Source organism: Mycobacterium sp., from assembly GCF_965230835.1.
GTDB lineage: Bacteria > Actinomycetota > Actinomycetes > Mycobacteriales > Mycobacteriaceae > Mycobacterium.
Map to the genome: position 1 here is coordinate 953,813 of NZ_CBDDLW010000002.1, position 13,823 is coordinate 967,635.

12 protein-coding genes are annotated in these 13,823 nt (G+C 61.2%); 1 reads left to right on the plus strand and 11 read right to left on the minus strand.

From position 1 onward, the window contains the following. Positions 1-64: 64 nt before the first annotated feature. Complete coding sequence (locus ACO07W_RS04900) at positions 65-2,974, plus strand: UPF0182 family protein (RefSeq protein ID WP_421841272.1); 2,910 nt, start codon at positions 65-67, stop codon at positions 2,972-2,974. A 35-nt stretch (positions 2,975-3,009) separates the two neighbouring features. Here the strand turns inward: ACO07W_RS04900 and ACO07W_RS04905 are convergent, their stop codons facing one another. The 11 genes from ACO07W_RS04905 to ACO07W_RS04955 all read right to left on the minus strand — a co-directional run bounded on the left by ACO07W_RS04905 (position 3,010) and on the right by ACO07W_RS04955 (position 13,751). Next, entirely contained in the window at positions 3,010-3,534 is a 525-nt protein-coding gene (locus tag ACO07W_RS04905) for a bifunctional adenosylcobinamide kinase/adenosylcobinamide-phosphate guanylyltransferase (RefSeq protein ID WP_421841274.1), read from the minus strand. A 99-nt stretch (positions 3,535-3,633) separates the two neighbouring features. Beyond that, positions 3,634-4,527, minus strand: a complete 894-nt coding sequence (locus ACO07W_RS04910; RefSeq protein ID WP_421841276.1) for a hypothetical protein — start codon at positions 4,525-4,527, stop codon at positions 3,634-3,636. A gap of 403 nt (positions 4,528-4,930) precedes the next feature. After that, positions 4,931-6,205, minus strand: a complete 1,275-nt coding sequence (locus tag ACO07W_RS04915; protein WP_421840071.1) for an IS256 family transposase — start codon at positions 6,203-6,205, stop codon at positions 4,931-4,933. A gap of 86 nt (positions 6,206-6,291) precedes the next feature. Next, entirely contained in the window at positions 6,292-6,693 is a 402-nt protein-coding gene (locus tag ACO07W_RS04920) for a hypothetical protein (protein ID WP_421841278.1), read from the minus strand. A gap of 677 nt (positions 6,694-7,370) precedes the next feature. Beyond that, a complete protein-coding gene (locus ACO07W_RS04925; RefSeq protein ID WP_421841280.1) occupies positions 7,371-7,862 on the minus strand; it encodes a hypothetical protein in 492 nt (163 codons plus the stop codon). A 182-nt stretch (positions 7,863-8,044) separates the two neighbouring features. After that, the gene (locus ACO07W_RS04930; RefSeq protein WP_421841282.1) at positions 8,045-9,622 is read right to left on the minus strand and encodes an alpha/beta hydrolase; all 1,578 of its coding nucleotides are present in this window, start codon (positions 9,620-9,622) and stop codon (positions 8,045-8,047) included. Between the two features lie 108 nt (positions 9,623-9,730). After that, positions 9,731-10,027: a hypothetical protein gene (locus tag ACO07W_RS04935; protein ID WP_421841284.1), complete on the minus strand. Its 297-nt coding sequence runs from the start codon at positions 10,025-10,027 to the stop codon at positions 9,731-9,733. Positions 10,028-10,621: 594 nt separating this feature from the next. Next, positions 10,622-11,812 carry an RtcB family protein gene (locus ACO07W_RS04940; RefSeq protein ID WP_421845813.1) on the minus strand — a complete coding sequence of 397 codons (1,191 nt, stop codon included), beginning with the start codon at positions 11,810-11,812 and terminating at the stop codon, positions 10,622-10,624. A gap of 331 nt (positions 11,813-12,143) precedes the next feature. Further along, complete coding sequence (locus tag ACO07W_RS04945; protein WP_421841286.1) at positions 12,144-12,647, minus strand: hypothetical protein; 504 nt, start codon at positions 12,645-12,647, stop codon at positions 12,144-12,146. Then, positions 12,644-12,976 carry a hypothetical protein gene (locus tag ACO07W_RS04950; RefSeq protein WP_421841288.1) on the minus strand — a complete coding sequence of 111 codons (333 nt, stop codon included), beginning with the start codon at positions 12,974-12,976 and terminating at the stop codon, positions 12,644-12,646. Before ACO07W_RS04950 ends, ACO07W_RS04945 begins: the two co-directional genes overlap by 4 nt. Positions 12,977-13,244: 268 nt before the next feature. After that, positions 13,245-13,751, minus strand: a complete 507-nt coding sequence (locus ACO07W_RS04955) for a hypothetical protein (protein WP_421841290.1) — start codon at positions 13,749-13,751, stop codon at positions 13,245-13,247. Positions 13,752-13,823: the final 72 nt, after the last annotated feature.

A 13,823-nucleotide genomic window follows, 5' to 3' on the forward strand; every position in this document is an offset into this window, starting at 1 on the left:
GCGTTGGCTGTGATGCTGCACCGCGGCCGATGCCGACCTTCGGGGCATGCAAAGGAGCATGCGCATGGAGACACAAGCACCTGACAAGCGCCCACAGCTGTCGCACCGCGGCCGGGTCCTGCTCATCGCCGCAGGCGGGTTTTTTGTGCTACTGCTCGTCGCCCCTCGCCTGTTGGACACCTACGTCGACTGGTTGTGGTTCGGGGAAGTCGGCTTTCGCCGCGTCTGGGCCACGGTGCTGGCGACCCGGGCAGCGATCTTCGCGGTGATATCGCTCGTAGTGGGCGGCGCTGTGCTGCTCGCGCTGGTACTGGCCTATCGCTCGCGGCCGGTGTTATTGCCGAACATCACCGAGCACGACCCCATCGAACCCTATCGAACTCACGTCATACGCCGGTCGCGAGTGATCGCATGGGGCGTCGCTGCCACCATCGGCGTAATGAGCGGCCTGGTCGCTCAATCGAACTGGGAAACCGTGCAGCTGTTCCTCCATGGTGGCTCATTCGGCATCGCCGACCCCGAGTTCGGCCATGACATCGGCTTCTACGCCTTCGAACTGCCTTTCTATCGCTCAGTGCTCAACTGGCTGTTCGTCGCGGTGCTACTCGCGTTCTTTGCGAGTCTGGCGACGCACTACCTGTTCGGCGGCCTCCGGCTGACAACGGGCAAGGGCATGCTCACCCAGCCGGCGCGGGTTCAGCTCGCTGCGCTCGCCGCCACATTCATCGCGCTGAAAGCCGTCGCCTACTGGTTCGACCGGTATTGGCTGTTGTCGGGAAGCCGCAAAGAACCGACCTTCACTGGCGCTGGCTATACCGACATCCATGCCGAGCTGCCCGCCAAGCTCGTTCTCCTCGCTATCGCCACGCTGTGTGCGGCTTCCTTTATCGCAGCAATTTTCCTGCACGACATCCGGATTCCGGCTATGGCCGCAGCATTGCTGCTGCTGTCCTCCCTGCTCGTCGGTGGCGCCTGGCCGCTGCTGATGGAACAGTTCTCGGTGCGCCCGAACGCCGCAGATGTGGAGCGACCGTTCATACAGCGCAATATCGAGGCCACCCGTCAGGCCTACCGGCTCGACGGCGACTGGGTCGAGTACCAGGACTATCCGGGTGTGGGAACCAAACATCCGCACGACGTTCCCGCGGACGCGACCACGATTGCCAACGTTCGCCTTCTAGACCCAAATGTGCTTTCCCGAACCTTCACCCAGCAGCAACAACTGAAGAATTTCTACAGTTTCCCCGAACATTTGGACATCGACCGGTATCGGCTCAACGGCGATTTGCAGGACTACATCGTCGGCGTACGGGAGTTGTCACCAAGCAGTCTCACTGGCAATCAACGCGACTGGATCAACCGGCACACTGTCTACACCCACGGCAACGGATTTGTCGCCGCACCGGCGAACCAGGTCAACGCGGCGGTTCAAGACGCGGCGCACACAGCCGACAGCAACAGCGGGTACCCCATTTACACGATCAGCGACATCGCATCCCAGGCTTCCGGCGACCAACTCATCCGGGTCGACCAGCCGCGCATCTACTTCGGCGAAGTGATCGCACAAGCCGATCCGGATTATGCGATCGTCGGGGGCAGCCCAGGTTCCGCGCCTCGCGAGTACGACACCGACACATCGAAGTACACATACGTTGGAGCCGGCGGGGTTCCGATCGGAAACTGGTTCAACCGCACCGTGTTTGCCGCCAAGTTCGCCCAGCACAAGATCCTGTTCTCCCGCGACATCGGGTCGCAATCCCGGGTGATCTTCCACCGCGCTCCAACGGAACGCGTGAAGCGCGTCGCGCCCTGGCTGACTACCGACGCGAATTCCTACCCGGCGGTGGTTGACGGACGGATCGTCTGGATCGTCGATGCCTACACCACGTTGGACAACTACCCCTACGCCCAGCGCACCTCTCTTGAGGGGCCCACGGTAAGCGCTACGGGCGTTGTGCGATCACCCAATCAAGTGTCGTATGCCCGTAACTCGGTTAAGGCCACCGTCGACGCCTACGACGGCACCGTGACGCTGTATCAGGTCGACCGAGATGATCCGGTTCTGCAAGCGTGGATGCGTATCTTCCCCGGCAGCGTGCAGCCCGAAGAAGAAATCTCCGACGAGCTGCGTGCTCACTTCCGCTACCCCGAAGACTTGTTCAAAGTTCAGCGTGAACTACTCGCTAAATATCATGTCGACGAGCCACGGGAATTCTTCACCACCAACGCTTTTTGGTCGGTGCCGAGCGACCCGACAGTTGACACCAATCCGACCCAGCCACCGTTTTATGTGCTTGTTGGCGACCAACAGACCGCACAGCCGGTTTTCCGGCTCGCCACCGCAATGGTCGGTTACAACCGGGAGTTCCTCTCGGCATACATCTCCGCGGACTCCGACCCGGCGAACTTCGGCAAGCTGACCGTCTTGCAGTTGCCCACAGACACCCTGACGCAGGGGCCGCAACAAATACAAAACTCGATCATCTCCGATACCCGGGTAGCCTCCGAGCGAACACTGCTGGAACGCTCCAACCGAATCCACTATGGCAATCTGCTCACGCTGCCGATCGCCGACGGGGGCGTGCTCTATGTGGAACCGCTCTACACCGAACGGATCTCGGGTACGGCCGACAGCGCCACGTTTCCCCAACTTTCGCGGATCTTGGTCAGCTTCCGGCCGCCCGGCGCCGATGGCGGACTGCGCGTCGGCTACGCCCCCACCCTCGGCGAAGCCCTCGATCAGGTATTCGGGCCCGGAACCGGCAGTGCGGCCACCGCACCCGGGGGCGACAACGCCACCACACCACTGCTGGAAGCCGCACAACCGACCGCACCGGGGCTCACTCCCCCAGCGACGCCGCCAACAGGGCGAGGCGATTCCGCGGCTGAACTCAAGGAGGTCATCGCCGAGCTACGCAAAGCACTCGACCGAGCGCAAAAGGCAGTCGATGACCTAGAAAACCCAGGCCCGTAGCGAACCGAAAACCAGCTGCGCGCCGGACGAAACCCTCACAACTTGAGCACACGACCAGCGATGAGCAGATGCACTTCGTCGCACACGGTTGCCACGCGTTGGTTGATCATGCCCAGCAGATCCCGAAACAGCACACCCGAACGATGAGAAGGCACCACACCTAAACCCACCTCATTGGTCACCACAATCGCATCGGCCAGCCCGGCTAGCGCCCGACACAACGCGTCGAGCTGTACCTCGACGGCAGTGTAAGCGTCGACGGCCGGCACATCCCACAACTCGTCGCGGTCCATGAGGCCGGTGAGCCAGGTGCCCAGGCAGTCCACCAGGACGGGAAGGCGCGTATCGGACAAAACGGTTGCGACGTCAGCGGTTTCCGCCGTCAGCCAAGCCGCCGGGCGACGCGCGCGATGCAGCTCAACCCGGGCGTCCCAGTCGGGATCACTGCCATCGGCGGGGCGGCCGGCCGCGATGTAGACCGCGGCGTCGACATCGGCCAGCAGACCTTCAGCGTGCTTGGACTTTCCCGAGCGGACGCCACCGGTGACCAGTATCCGCATTACGTCATCGTAAGCGGAGCGTTCTCGCCCACACCGACAGCGTTCGCTCGTCAGAGCTCTACGACGGCACGGACCTGCATCGGGCCGACGGCGACCAGCCTAGCGATCGTCACCTTCGTGGGCTTCCCTGGCGACCTGGATGAGCTGCTCGGTCAGCTCATCTGTCGACTTGTTCAGCAGCGCGGGATCATATCGCTTCGACGCGGCTCCAACCGCCGCAACACCAACAAACGCATCGGCCAGGCTCGGGATGTCCAGCCGCTGTTTCACCTCTTCCGGCAGAGAATCCAATCCTTTGATGACGGCCTGGCGATACTCGTAGCGATACTTGTCCCGTAGTGCACGTGCCAACTCGATCCCCCGTTTTGAGACAACTAGTTCCGACTCTGAGATCGTCCGATCCAACGAGTCGTATTGAAACTGCCAGCCTCGGCGGAGGGCGCCTAAGTTCTCTCGGTAGACATCACGACCACAAGGCTGATCTGATTTTTCCCTTCGATCCGCGCGTACCAGTTCTGACGGCATCGTCATCTCTGGAAGCACGTCATTGCCGAGGAAAAATTGGTTCAGGACGGGAAACAACGCCGCCGAAAATTCGATTTCGTTGTGCAGGGATTTTGCATCGCTCAGAATGCGAGCGTACTTGTCGTGGCGAGGGCCGAAACTCGAATGGGGATCGCGCACCTGACCCCGCCGGGCCTGGACTGTATCGGTGGTGTTCAAGTACGTCGCAAAAGAGCCGAGGACAATACCCACCAGGAGCGCGGCCACAACCATGATCGGAATCCATGCGGTGCGCCACCGATCTCGTGGATGTGAGGCCTGCGCCGTATCGCCCGCCTGTCGTGCACCGGCGGCGCGGAAAGGCAGCGCCGCGGCCTGCTCCTGCGGGAGGGAATTCTTGGCCTCACCCGGGTCCGCCTGCTCCCCCGGCTGAACAGACCCTCCGTCCGTTTCATCTGGCACGGGCGCGACAGTACCGCACAGTCGCATCTAACCTGGTGAGGGAAATCAGCCTGTCGGCTGAAGCGGTCCGACAGGGCAGCGGGCTACCTCAACGTAGCCGTCGGCCTATGGCTATGTTCCGCGACCACACAGGGCGAATTCCAACACCCCGGCGTCGGCGCTTCGTCGTCGAGCTTGAGAGCCGAAGGCGCCACCGCCTGGGAACCTGTATTGGCCGGATCAGTTCTCGCTTTGGGGCCGGGGCATGTCGGGACACATCTTCATCAGCGCGCCCGTGGCCTCGTAGGTCATCATGGATACTCGCAGTAGTTTTGCGTCATCGTCAGGCGGCGGTGGAGTCCCGGGAGGGCGGTTAGCCGAGTCGCGCTGGAGTTGGGTGGCGTCTTAGGACTGGTGTAAAAACGCTGGGCGCATGTTCCTGGTGGTCATGTTACGCGGCGGTGGTGTCGGTCGTGGTTGTTGTGGTGGGGGGATGCAGTGGGCGGGGTGGCTCGAGCAGTTGGTGGCGTAGTTCTTGGAGGTGGCGGCTGGTCGCTGATGTTTGGGTGACTCCGCGCCAGCCGCGGCTGGCGCGGTCGAGGACGGCCCATACCAGCGACAGACAGCTGGTTTCGCCGGGTAGGCGGCCGATGACCTTGACCCGGCGACGGGATTCTCCGAAGGTGCGTTCGATGAGGTTGGAATGGCGGATGCGTGTCCAGTGTTGGCGGGGGAAGCGCAAATGCACGCTCAGCGAGGCGAAGTCGTTGGCCAGGCAAGCGACCGCGGCTGGGTAGAGCCCGCGGTATGTGGTGGTGAACTCCTCGGCGCGGCGGGTGGCTTCATCCACGGCCTGCTGGCCGGGTGGCTGGTCAATGTCATCGAAGATCGACCAGAACGCGGCTTTGATCTCGTCCTGGACCGCGACAGGTGTCTTGGCGATGACGTTACGGCAGCGATGGATCAGACACCGCTGACGCAGGCTTGCCGGAAACGTGGTCTCCCATGCGGCGATCAGGCCCGGCGCCCCGTCGGAGATGCCCAGTAGCGGCGGGCGTAGTCCCCGGTTCCTCAGGTCAGCCAAGAAGTCGGCCCACGCATCAGCCGACTCCGCTGCGGCTGGGGCCAGCCCAATAAACAGGGGCTTGCCGTCGGTGCAGATGCCCCAGGCGGCCAGCACCGGCTCGGCCGGGGCGTTGGGATGCATCCGAAAGTTCGAGGCATCCAAGAACAGGTAGTCCAACACCAGCTCATCAAGGCGTCGAGACGACCACGCAGCGAACTCGTCTTTGATGGCCGCACAAATCCGGCTCACCGTCGAGCGCGACAACGCCGCCTGCGAGCCCAGCACCTCGGCCAACGCGGCCTCGATGTCGCGATCCGACAAACCGCGCACCCATCCCGAAATCACCAACGCCTCCAGAGCGTGGGTGCGCGTCACCCCGGCACCGAATAGCCGCGAACAGAACCGCTCGTCGGTGTCGCGTAGTTTCGGGCGGCATAATTCGACCGAGCCCATCGTGGTCTTCACCGTCGCCGGCGGTTGATACCCATTGCGGTACCCGCCCGGGCCGTCCTGAACCCGACGCTGGTGACGGGCTCGGCCCAACACTGCTTCTACCTCGGCCTCCACGGCGACCTGAAACACCAGACGCACCGATAACCGCCCGACCTCCTCCAAAATCTCGGTCAACGGCCGCTCGGTCGCGGCGAACAACTGATCCATCTCAACACGCACACGCTCAATCGGCGATACTCGCTTGGTCACGGGCGTAGCCCCTCCTTCATAGCTTTCGTCGGTTGCGACGGAACCTACGCCCGTGACCATTTACACCAGCGATGAGACGCGACCTGGAGTTGCGCACCGAGCCCAGTTCCGTCAGCCCACTTGTTTAACTGCTCTTTCACGGCTGGTGTGGAAACGGAATCCGCTGCGGCCCGCAGCTTGTCCCCCATTGCCGACTCGCGGTCAGCTATGGCAACTATGTCGCTGTGTTCGCCGGGACCGGTCGACAGCTCATTGTTAATCGACGGAACCATCTCCATCCATTCCCGTCCGAGCTGAGCAACGATGGCGCAGTCATCAGCTGATCCAACAGCATCAGTGGCGGTATGGGTGTTGCTCTTTACGATCCAGATCGCTGCTGCGCCGCCGCAGACAACAAGCACCAAAGCGGTTGACACCCACAACCAGGTCTTTCTGATCGTCCTCATAGTCACCTGCCCGCTACTATCATGGGCCGACCCGTCGGAATCTCGAACTGTCCATCTTCGAGTCGCCAGCCCCCGACTGCGTGGTAGCGCCATTCCTTGCCCGGCGGCACCGGCGATGGGGGCAACGGTGGTGATACCGGTGGCGGTGACGATCCTGGGCCCTGAGGAATGGGGATGCGCCGGTCGACAACATGGATGTGAGGCGTGTGGTTTTCGGGTGTTGCGGGGAAGGTCGGGACGATTCCAGCTGTCTCGCTCATGATTTTGCCAGCGACTTCGTGTTCGACCCCCATCAGTTGTGTGGCGCGTTGTCTGATGTCGCCGGCGAATGCCTGCGCTTGGGCTTGGCGAGCAGAGTTCACGATTCGCGACGGAATGAATGCCATCGACAGCGCCGTCATTGCCTATTGCCCAGAACATCTAGGAAGGCCATGACCTCGCCACCCGGCTGGCACTCCTGCGTCACGACTAATGACCATCGCTACTGTGATGGCCGGCAATGCTCAACAGCAGCGCAGCCCTGTGGCGAGACACCAGGTTCGGTGTTTGTCCGCATAATAGTCAACACGGTGATGGCTAGCCATAGGTCCACAGATATTGCTGCGATGGCCAGAACCCATTTTTTTGTGCGGCATTTTGATGCCCATTTCCCTGTGCTTATGAATGGCCGATGGTTTTTAGTCGGCGGTGATGACATCAGGTGTGGGGATGTTGTCTTGGGCGATGTCGCCGGGGAAGCACGGCGTCCCGCCGATGATCGTTAGGGGCTTTCCCGGTTCGCCTGGGGCTTCTATTTGTAGGGTGTAGCCGTTGGGGGCGTAGCCGAATTGGTTGGGTTTGCGCGACCAGTCTTCGCGTTGGCCTGCCCACCAGCCCCAGCTTCGCCAGATGTTTCCGGCGTGTGTGATGACTGTGGTGGGGTCGATTCCAGGGGGAATAACCACCCAACGCCAATCCGCGAATGCGTATGTGGGGTCAGGGACCGGATCGTCTTGGCACGGGCTGCTGCTTCCGCCGTAACCTCGGCTGTGCTCGAAGCTGATGCCGGGGGGCAGGGCGTTGATGGTTTGTTGGAGGTAGCCGATGATGGTGTCTTGGGCTTGTTTCTGGCTGGTGGGGATTTCCAGGTGAGGTTTCCAGCCGGGGGGACGAGGCACAAACGAGGTCATTGATCCTCCTGAATCGAGGGGGGTGGCCCCGGCGGGGACGGGGGGGCCGAGGCGATGCCGTGCACAACTGGCAACCGGCACCACAAGTAGCAGCACAGCAGCTATCGCTGCTGCTGTGCACACGGTGGTGCGTCTTCGTGCCCGTGAGCGGGAGGTGTGTGGGGTGGGGGGTGTGGGGGTTGTCATGGCATCGGGTGTGGGGGGTGTAGCCCGGCGATGATGGCCCCCATGTTGTCTAGTGCCCTGTTGCCTTTGTCCCAGTATGAGCTGTGGGCGCCACCGGAGAGCCCGAGTTCGTACCAAGGTCCGGCGGGGCCGGGACCGGCTTGCAGGTCGATGGCACCGAATCCGGTACTGGCTGGATTAGCACCCAGGATTTGTTGCGGTAGGTGGCCGATGGGGTCGTTTCCGGCCAGTAGCGAATACACGTGCGCACCGGGGTTGAGGGCCAGGTCTGCGGCGTGGTCGGTGAGCATGCCGGGGCTGGCCACCGCGATCACGTTATCGGCAGCCAGTTGATGGCCTTCGGTGGCGGCTGCACCTACCAGGGTGGAGCCGTAGCTGTGCCCGATGATGGTATCGATAGAGGCCGCCCCCTGGTGGGAGGCGCGCATCCCGTCCTGGAAGGCATCAAAAGCACCTGCCCCGTTGCGGGCCGGGTCAGGGAAAGCGGCATCCACGAGGTCCATTGGCCGGTCATAACCCATCCACGTCGTCACCGCCAACCGCCCGTCCAAGTCTCCATTCGATGCTCGCAGAGCTGCGAAATACATGTCTTGGGCGTGTTTGGTGGCGTCGGTGATGTGGGTGAGGTCGTCTCCGGTGCCGGGTACGAAGGTGGCGTTGCGGGCGGCGGTGTCGGGGTCACCCACTGAGATCGCGGCATGGCCGTGCTCGTCTAGCAGCCCTAAATACCGTTTCACCCCGCCTTGGGGTTGCAGCGCGTCACCGACATGACGGTATTGGTTGAGGGAACGCTGGGCTGACTGTAGTTGTGAACGCATATCGGCGAGCTGGCCTGCGGTGGCGGCATCGGGGTCACCCATGTACTGGGCGGCTGCCAGCTCGTCGTAGCGGTGCTGCAGGGCCTCTACCCGCGCGGTGGTGTCACGGGTCAATTCGTCGAGGTGTTTCTCGTTAAACCGGGTTTTATCATCGAACGGCATCCCCGGATGATTCCCAATCCCATGATCGCGGGCATACGCCTGGTCTTTCTGCTCCTCGGTCAAGGAATTCCACCAACGGGAGAACTCTTTCGGATCCTGTGGCCCCCCGGGTTCTTCACCTGTCCCATGCCCTGGTGGGGAGGTTTTGTAGTCGGTGGCCGTGATCATGGGATGTGGCGGTGTGGTTGGTGTTTCCGGGAAGGTGGGGGCGATTCCAGCTGTCGCGGTAGTGATTTTGGCGGCTACGTCGTGTTCGCTACCAATAAGTTGTGTTGCGCGTTGTCTGATGTCAGCGGCGAATGCCTGTGCCTGGGCCCGGCGAGCGACCTGCTCCGCGGCGGTGCCACCGCTCCAAGTGTCGACCACTGAGAGATCTTCACCGACAACAAAACCCGCGTCATGCGCGTCCTCAACGGCATAAAGCACCCTGCGCTGGACACTACCGATAGTTCCCGCACCGTCACGGGCGATCTTGCTGGCCTGACGTAGTTGGTCGGCCTTGGCACTGACACTTGTGAGGTCAGCACGGGTACGCTCCCGCAGCCCGTCACCGCCAGCACCGTCCCACACCACAGCAAGGGACTGGTTACGCATCTGTAAGAACACGTTTTCCCACTGATCGGCGGTCTTGCTCCAGCGGTGGGCAGCCGCAACGAGATGTTCAGTGTCCCAAGCATAGATTTGCGATAACGCTGGCAACACCTACACCACCCGGCTCTGCCCTACCGCCGTCATCTCGGCCGCGGAAGTCGCTTCATTCGTGACGTACCCACCCGCGCCGGCCGCTACCGCACAGGTCGTCGCCTGCGCGCGAGCCGCTAACGCCCCCGCGGCGAGGCCAACTGTTGTGTCGGCACTGCCGACCGCCGCTGCGGTGGGCTGAAACAACTGCCCCGACGAGCGCGGCACTGAAACGCCAAGTTCCGTGCCGAGCGCATCCCATTGGCTGGCCATGGCTCTTAACTGGCCGACATCGATCCGCAGATCAGCTGATTCCACCCCGGCAAGTCTAATGACCAGGGCGATGGCAGCAACTCATCACAGGTCGAGCCATCATACGATAGCGCACTCAGGGCTAAATCGTGACTCGGCATGGACACGGCGGGGCAAACCGGAGAGCAGTTCACGCGAGGGGCGCGGAACAGTCTCTACTCTGGTCCGCATGTCTTGTGCGCGTTGCCGGCCTGGCCGCCAATGGATAGCCGCCCACAGTGCGCCGGCGGCCAAGCCCAGCGTCGTAGGTAGCGTCAGAATAAGAGCGAGCCTGAACAAACGACGGTGGCGTAGCCGGTGCACATCCCTTGACATCGGATCTGACATGAGCCGGCTTGTTGCAGGGTGTTTGGTCGGATCTTGCCTTCCCAGATGCGGCTTGGGTTACGCTCCTGAGGCTGTACGTTCACCGGCCCAGGCGATGGTGCACATTTCGCAGTAATCGCGGTTGATAACGAGTTCGGTGCAGTTGAAACCGCTCTGCGGTCAGGCCAGAACCCCAGCCAGGCCGATCAGGCTATCCAGCACCATGGCCAAGATTGATGAGCCCACGACAGGACGTAGCGGTCGTATGCGCTGATATATAGCGGCCATCGTCTCCTAGGTTCCCTTGATGTTCAATACCTGTCGCAGCTCATGCTCTACGTCTACAAGCTCTGCCGCGTCGGCCATGACGACGTCGATGTCCTTGTAGGCATCTGGGATTTCGTCAACCCACTCTTCGCCGTGCCGGTATTCAATGCCCTTCATACGATCGGCCAAGTCATCGGCAGTGAAACGTTTACGAGCCTCGGTGCGAGAGAATCGACGACCGGCCCCGTGCGGCGCCGAACAGAGTCCGGCTTGGTTACCCTTGCCGCGCACAATGTATGAGCGAGTTCCCATTGACCCGGGGATAACTGCTCGCACGCCCTCGTGCGCGTCAATCGCGCCCTTGCGAGTCAACCAGACATTGCGCCCGCCGTGATGTTCTTTCTGCGTGTAGTTGTGGTGGCAGTTGACTCGCTCTACTTCAATCTCAGCGGCGCTATCGGGATCGCGTCCCATCCAGTGCGCGAGTGATTGACGAAACCGGTCCATCATCTCAGCTCGGTTGGATAGTGCGAATCGCTGCGCCCAGTTGAGGTCAGCAATGTATTGACCGAACTCGGGTGTGTGCTGCGGCAGGTAGGCGAGGTCTGGGTTTGGCAGGTCTATCCACCATTGCTGACACAGCTTCTGGGCCACCTTGATGTGGCGCTGCGCGATCCTGTTGCCCACTCCCCGGCTGCCTGAATGTAGGAACATCCATACTCGGTCGGCCCCATCAAGGCATAGTTCAATGAAGTGGTTGCCGCCGCCGAGTGAGCCGAGTTGTTCTCGCCATTTTGGTGAATGGGTGAGATCTACCTGACGCGCGGAGGCTTGCGACTCGAGATCGTCGATGCGCTCTTGTGTGAACGGGTAGCGGTTGGTTTTGCGGTTGTAGTTTCCTGGCGACAATGGAATCGCGGACTCGATCGACTCCCGCAGCACTGATAGGTCCCGGCGATCGATGTCGCCGCCAGTAAATATGGTGCGCGCCGCGATCATTCCGCATCCGATGTCAACCCCAACGGCTGCCGGGATCACAGCGTCAACTGTCGGAATTACTGTGCCGACGGCTGAACCCTTGCCGTTGTGGGCATCTGGCATGAGCGCGACATGCGGATGCACAAACGGCATGGATGCGGTTTGTTTGGCCTGCTCGACGGTGTTGTCATCGATACGGGATGCGAAGTTCAATAGCTTGTGGCCAGCGACCCTCTGCACAGTCATGCGTTCAATGCTCCTAGTTGTGTCAAGCCAATAACGCTGCTCTAAATCTGTTCATTTTTGACCTCCGCAACGGACGTAGCTGCCAGGCGATCCATGCCGGCATCATGTGCATCAGCAGGGGTCGTAATGCGTGCGCGAACGGGAACATGGTCGGCCGCAGGCGACCCTCAACACGCGCAGCTCGCTTACTGCGCCGCAGTTACCTTGGCAGCCAAGGCAACCTGTCACGAATGCTGGCCTGATGCGAGCCATCAGAGCGCCGATCTGGGTGACGATCACTCGTGCCGCTCGTGGCTGGCAGCCCGATCGCTTTGCTTGGTACGAATCAGCTTTTTTCTTGATACTTCGGCATGTTAGGGCACGTTTTTCTAAGTTCAGCTATGGCATAGAAAACCAGTGCCATAGCCTTACCGACTTTTTCCGTATTATCAGGCGGCTCCGGCCCGCGAGGACGGTTAACTACTTCTTCCTGAAGTTTAGCGATCTTCCTCGTACCCGACGCCCACTTATATAGCTGAATTTTGAGGACTGGTTCGGAGACGGTATCCGCTATTTCTTGAAGCTCATCACTCATCTCCGATTCACGCTCGGCTACCGAAAGCCAGTCACTGCGTTCACCAGGGCCGTTCGACAATTCATTATTGATTTCTGGAATTAACCTATTCCATTTACGGGTAATTTGTTCGACAGCAGCGCAGTCCTGTGGCGAGGCGGCAGGTTCGGTGTTTGTCCGCATAATCGTAAACACGGTGATGACCGCTAGACACACGACCACAGATATGGCCGCGATGGCCAGAACCCGTTTTTTGTGCGGTATTTTAATGTTCATTTTCCTTGACTCATGAATGGCCGATCGGCTGGAATATCGAATCGCCCACCATCCGGGGTCGGCAAGTATAGAGGTAGCCGGGGATTTTCTACTTGAAGCTGGTAGATATCTTTGATATCAATCGGCTTCCACGCATTTTGACCAAACTGAAATTGCGGCCCCCCGGCGAGGCTGTTATTCGCCACCCATTGCTGTACGTGTTCGTCCTCGAATTCGTATCCGATCCATGTCTCTTGGTACCACTGACCGCCACGCTGAACCCAGCGCACATGGTCTGAAGCACCGTTAAAACCCTCACCAACCAAACGGAACCGATGCTCTTCCTGCACGGTTAGTCCTGGCTGTACGCCCCACCCATTGCCGGGCACCGGCACAACATCATGAAGTCCCGAGGTCGGCCCAACCACCGGTGAAGACGACAGGTCTTTACGCCACCGTTTCGGGACCGAAACAGGTCCTACCGGAGGCCCCCCACCCGGACCACTGGGATACGGGTGATCGTAGTCGATATCCCACCGGCCACCCCCGGCCGCAGAATCTGGCGGAGCAGGCGGCTCCCCCGGATAACGCCATGGCCCCAGAAGAGGGTCCACAGGATCATCGTGCGGCCCCCCCGGGTTGTTCACCTGTCCCATGCCCTGGGGGTGGGGCGGTTTTGTAGTCGGTGGCCGTGATCATGGGATGTGGCGGTGTGGTTGGTGTTTCCGGGAAGGTGGGGGCGATTCCAGCTGTCGCGGTGGTGATTTTGGCGGCTACGTCGTGTTCGTGCCCGATGAGTTGTGTTGCGCGTTGTCTGATGTCGGCGGCGAATGCCTGTGCCTGGGCCCGGCGAGCGACCTGCTCCGCGGCGGTGCCACCGCTCCAAGTGTCGACCACTGAGAGATCTTCACCGACAACAAAACCCGCGTCATGGGCGTCCTCAACGGCATAAAGCACCCTGCGCTGGACACTACCGATAGTTCCCGCACCGTCACGGGCGATCTTGCTGGCCTGACGTAGTTGGTCGGCCTTGGCACTGACACTTGTGAGGTCAGCACGGGTACGCTCCCGCAGCCCGTCACCGCCAGCACCGTCCCACACCACAGCAAGGGACTGGTTACGCATCTGTAAGAACACGTTTTCCCACTGATCGGCGGTCTTGCTCCAGCGGTGGGCAGCCGCAACGAGATGTTCAGT

Coding starts and splice junctions, on each gene's coding strand:
- ACO07W_RS04905 (WP_421841274.1), bottom strand. CDS start 3,534: ATGCGGATACTGGTCACCGGTGGCGTCCGCTCGGGAAAGTCCAAGCAC.
- ACO07W_RS04915 (WP_421840071.1), bottom strand. CDS start 6,205: ATGGATCAGTTGTTCGCCGCGACCGAGCGGCCGTTGACCGAGATTTTG.
- ACO07W_RS04930 (WP_421841282.1), bottom strand. CDS start 9,622: ATGCGTAACCAGTCCCTTGCTGTGGTGTGGGACGGTGCTGGCGGTGAC.
- ACO07W_RS04955 (WP_421841290.1), bottom strand. CDS start 13,751: ATGCGTAACCAGTCCCTTGCTGTGGTGTGGGACGGTGCTGGCGGTGAC.
- ACO07W_RS04945 (WP_421841286.1), bottom strand. CDS start 12,647: ATGAACATTAAAATACCGCACAAAAAACGGGTTCTGGCCATCGCGGCC.
- ACO07W_RS04920 (WP_421841278.1), bottom strand. CDS start 6,693: ATGAGGACGATCAGAAAGACCTGGTTGTGGGTGTCAACCGCTTTGGTG.
- ACO07W_RS04925 (WP_421841280.1), bottom strand. CDS start 7,862: ATGACCTCGTTTGTGCCTCGTCCCCCCGGCTGGAAACCTCACCTGGAA.
- ACO07W_RS04910 (WP_421841276.1), bottom strand. CDS start 4,527: ATGCGACTGTGCGGTACTGTCGCGCCCGTGCCAGATGAAACGGACGGA.
- ACO07W_RS04900 (WP_421841272.1), top strand. CDS start 65: ATGGAGACACAAGCACCTGACAAGCGCCCACAGCTGTCGCACCGCGGC.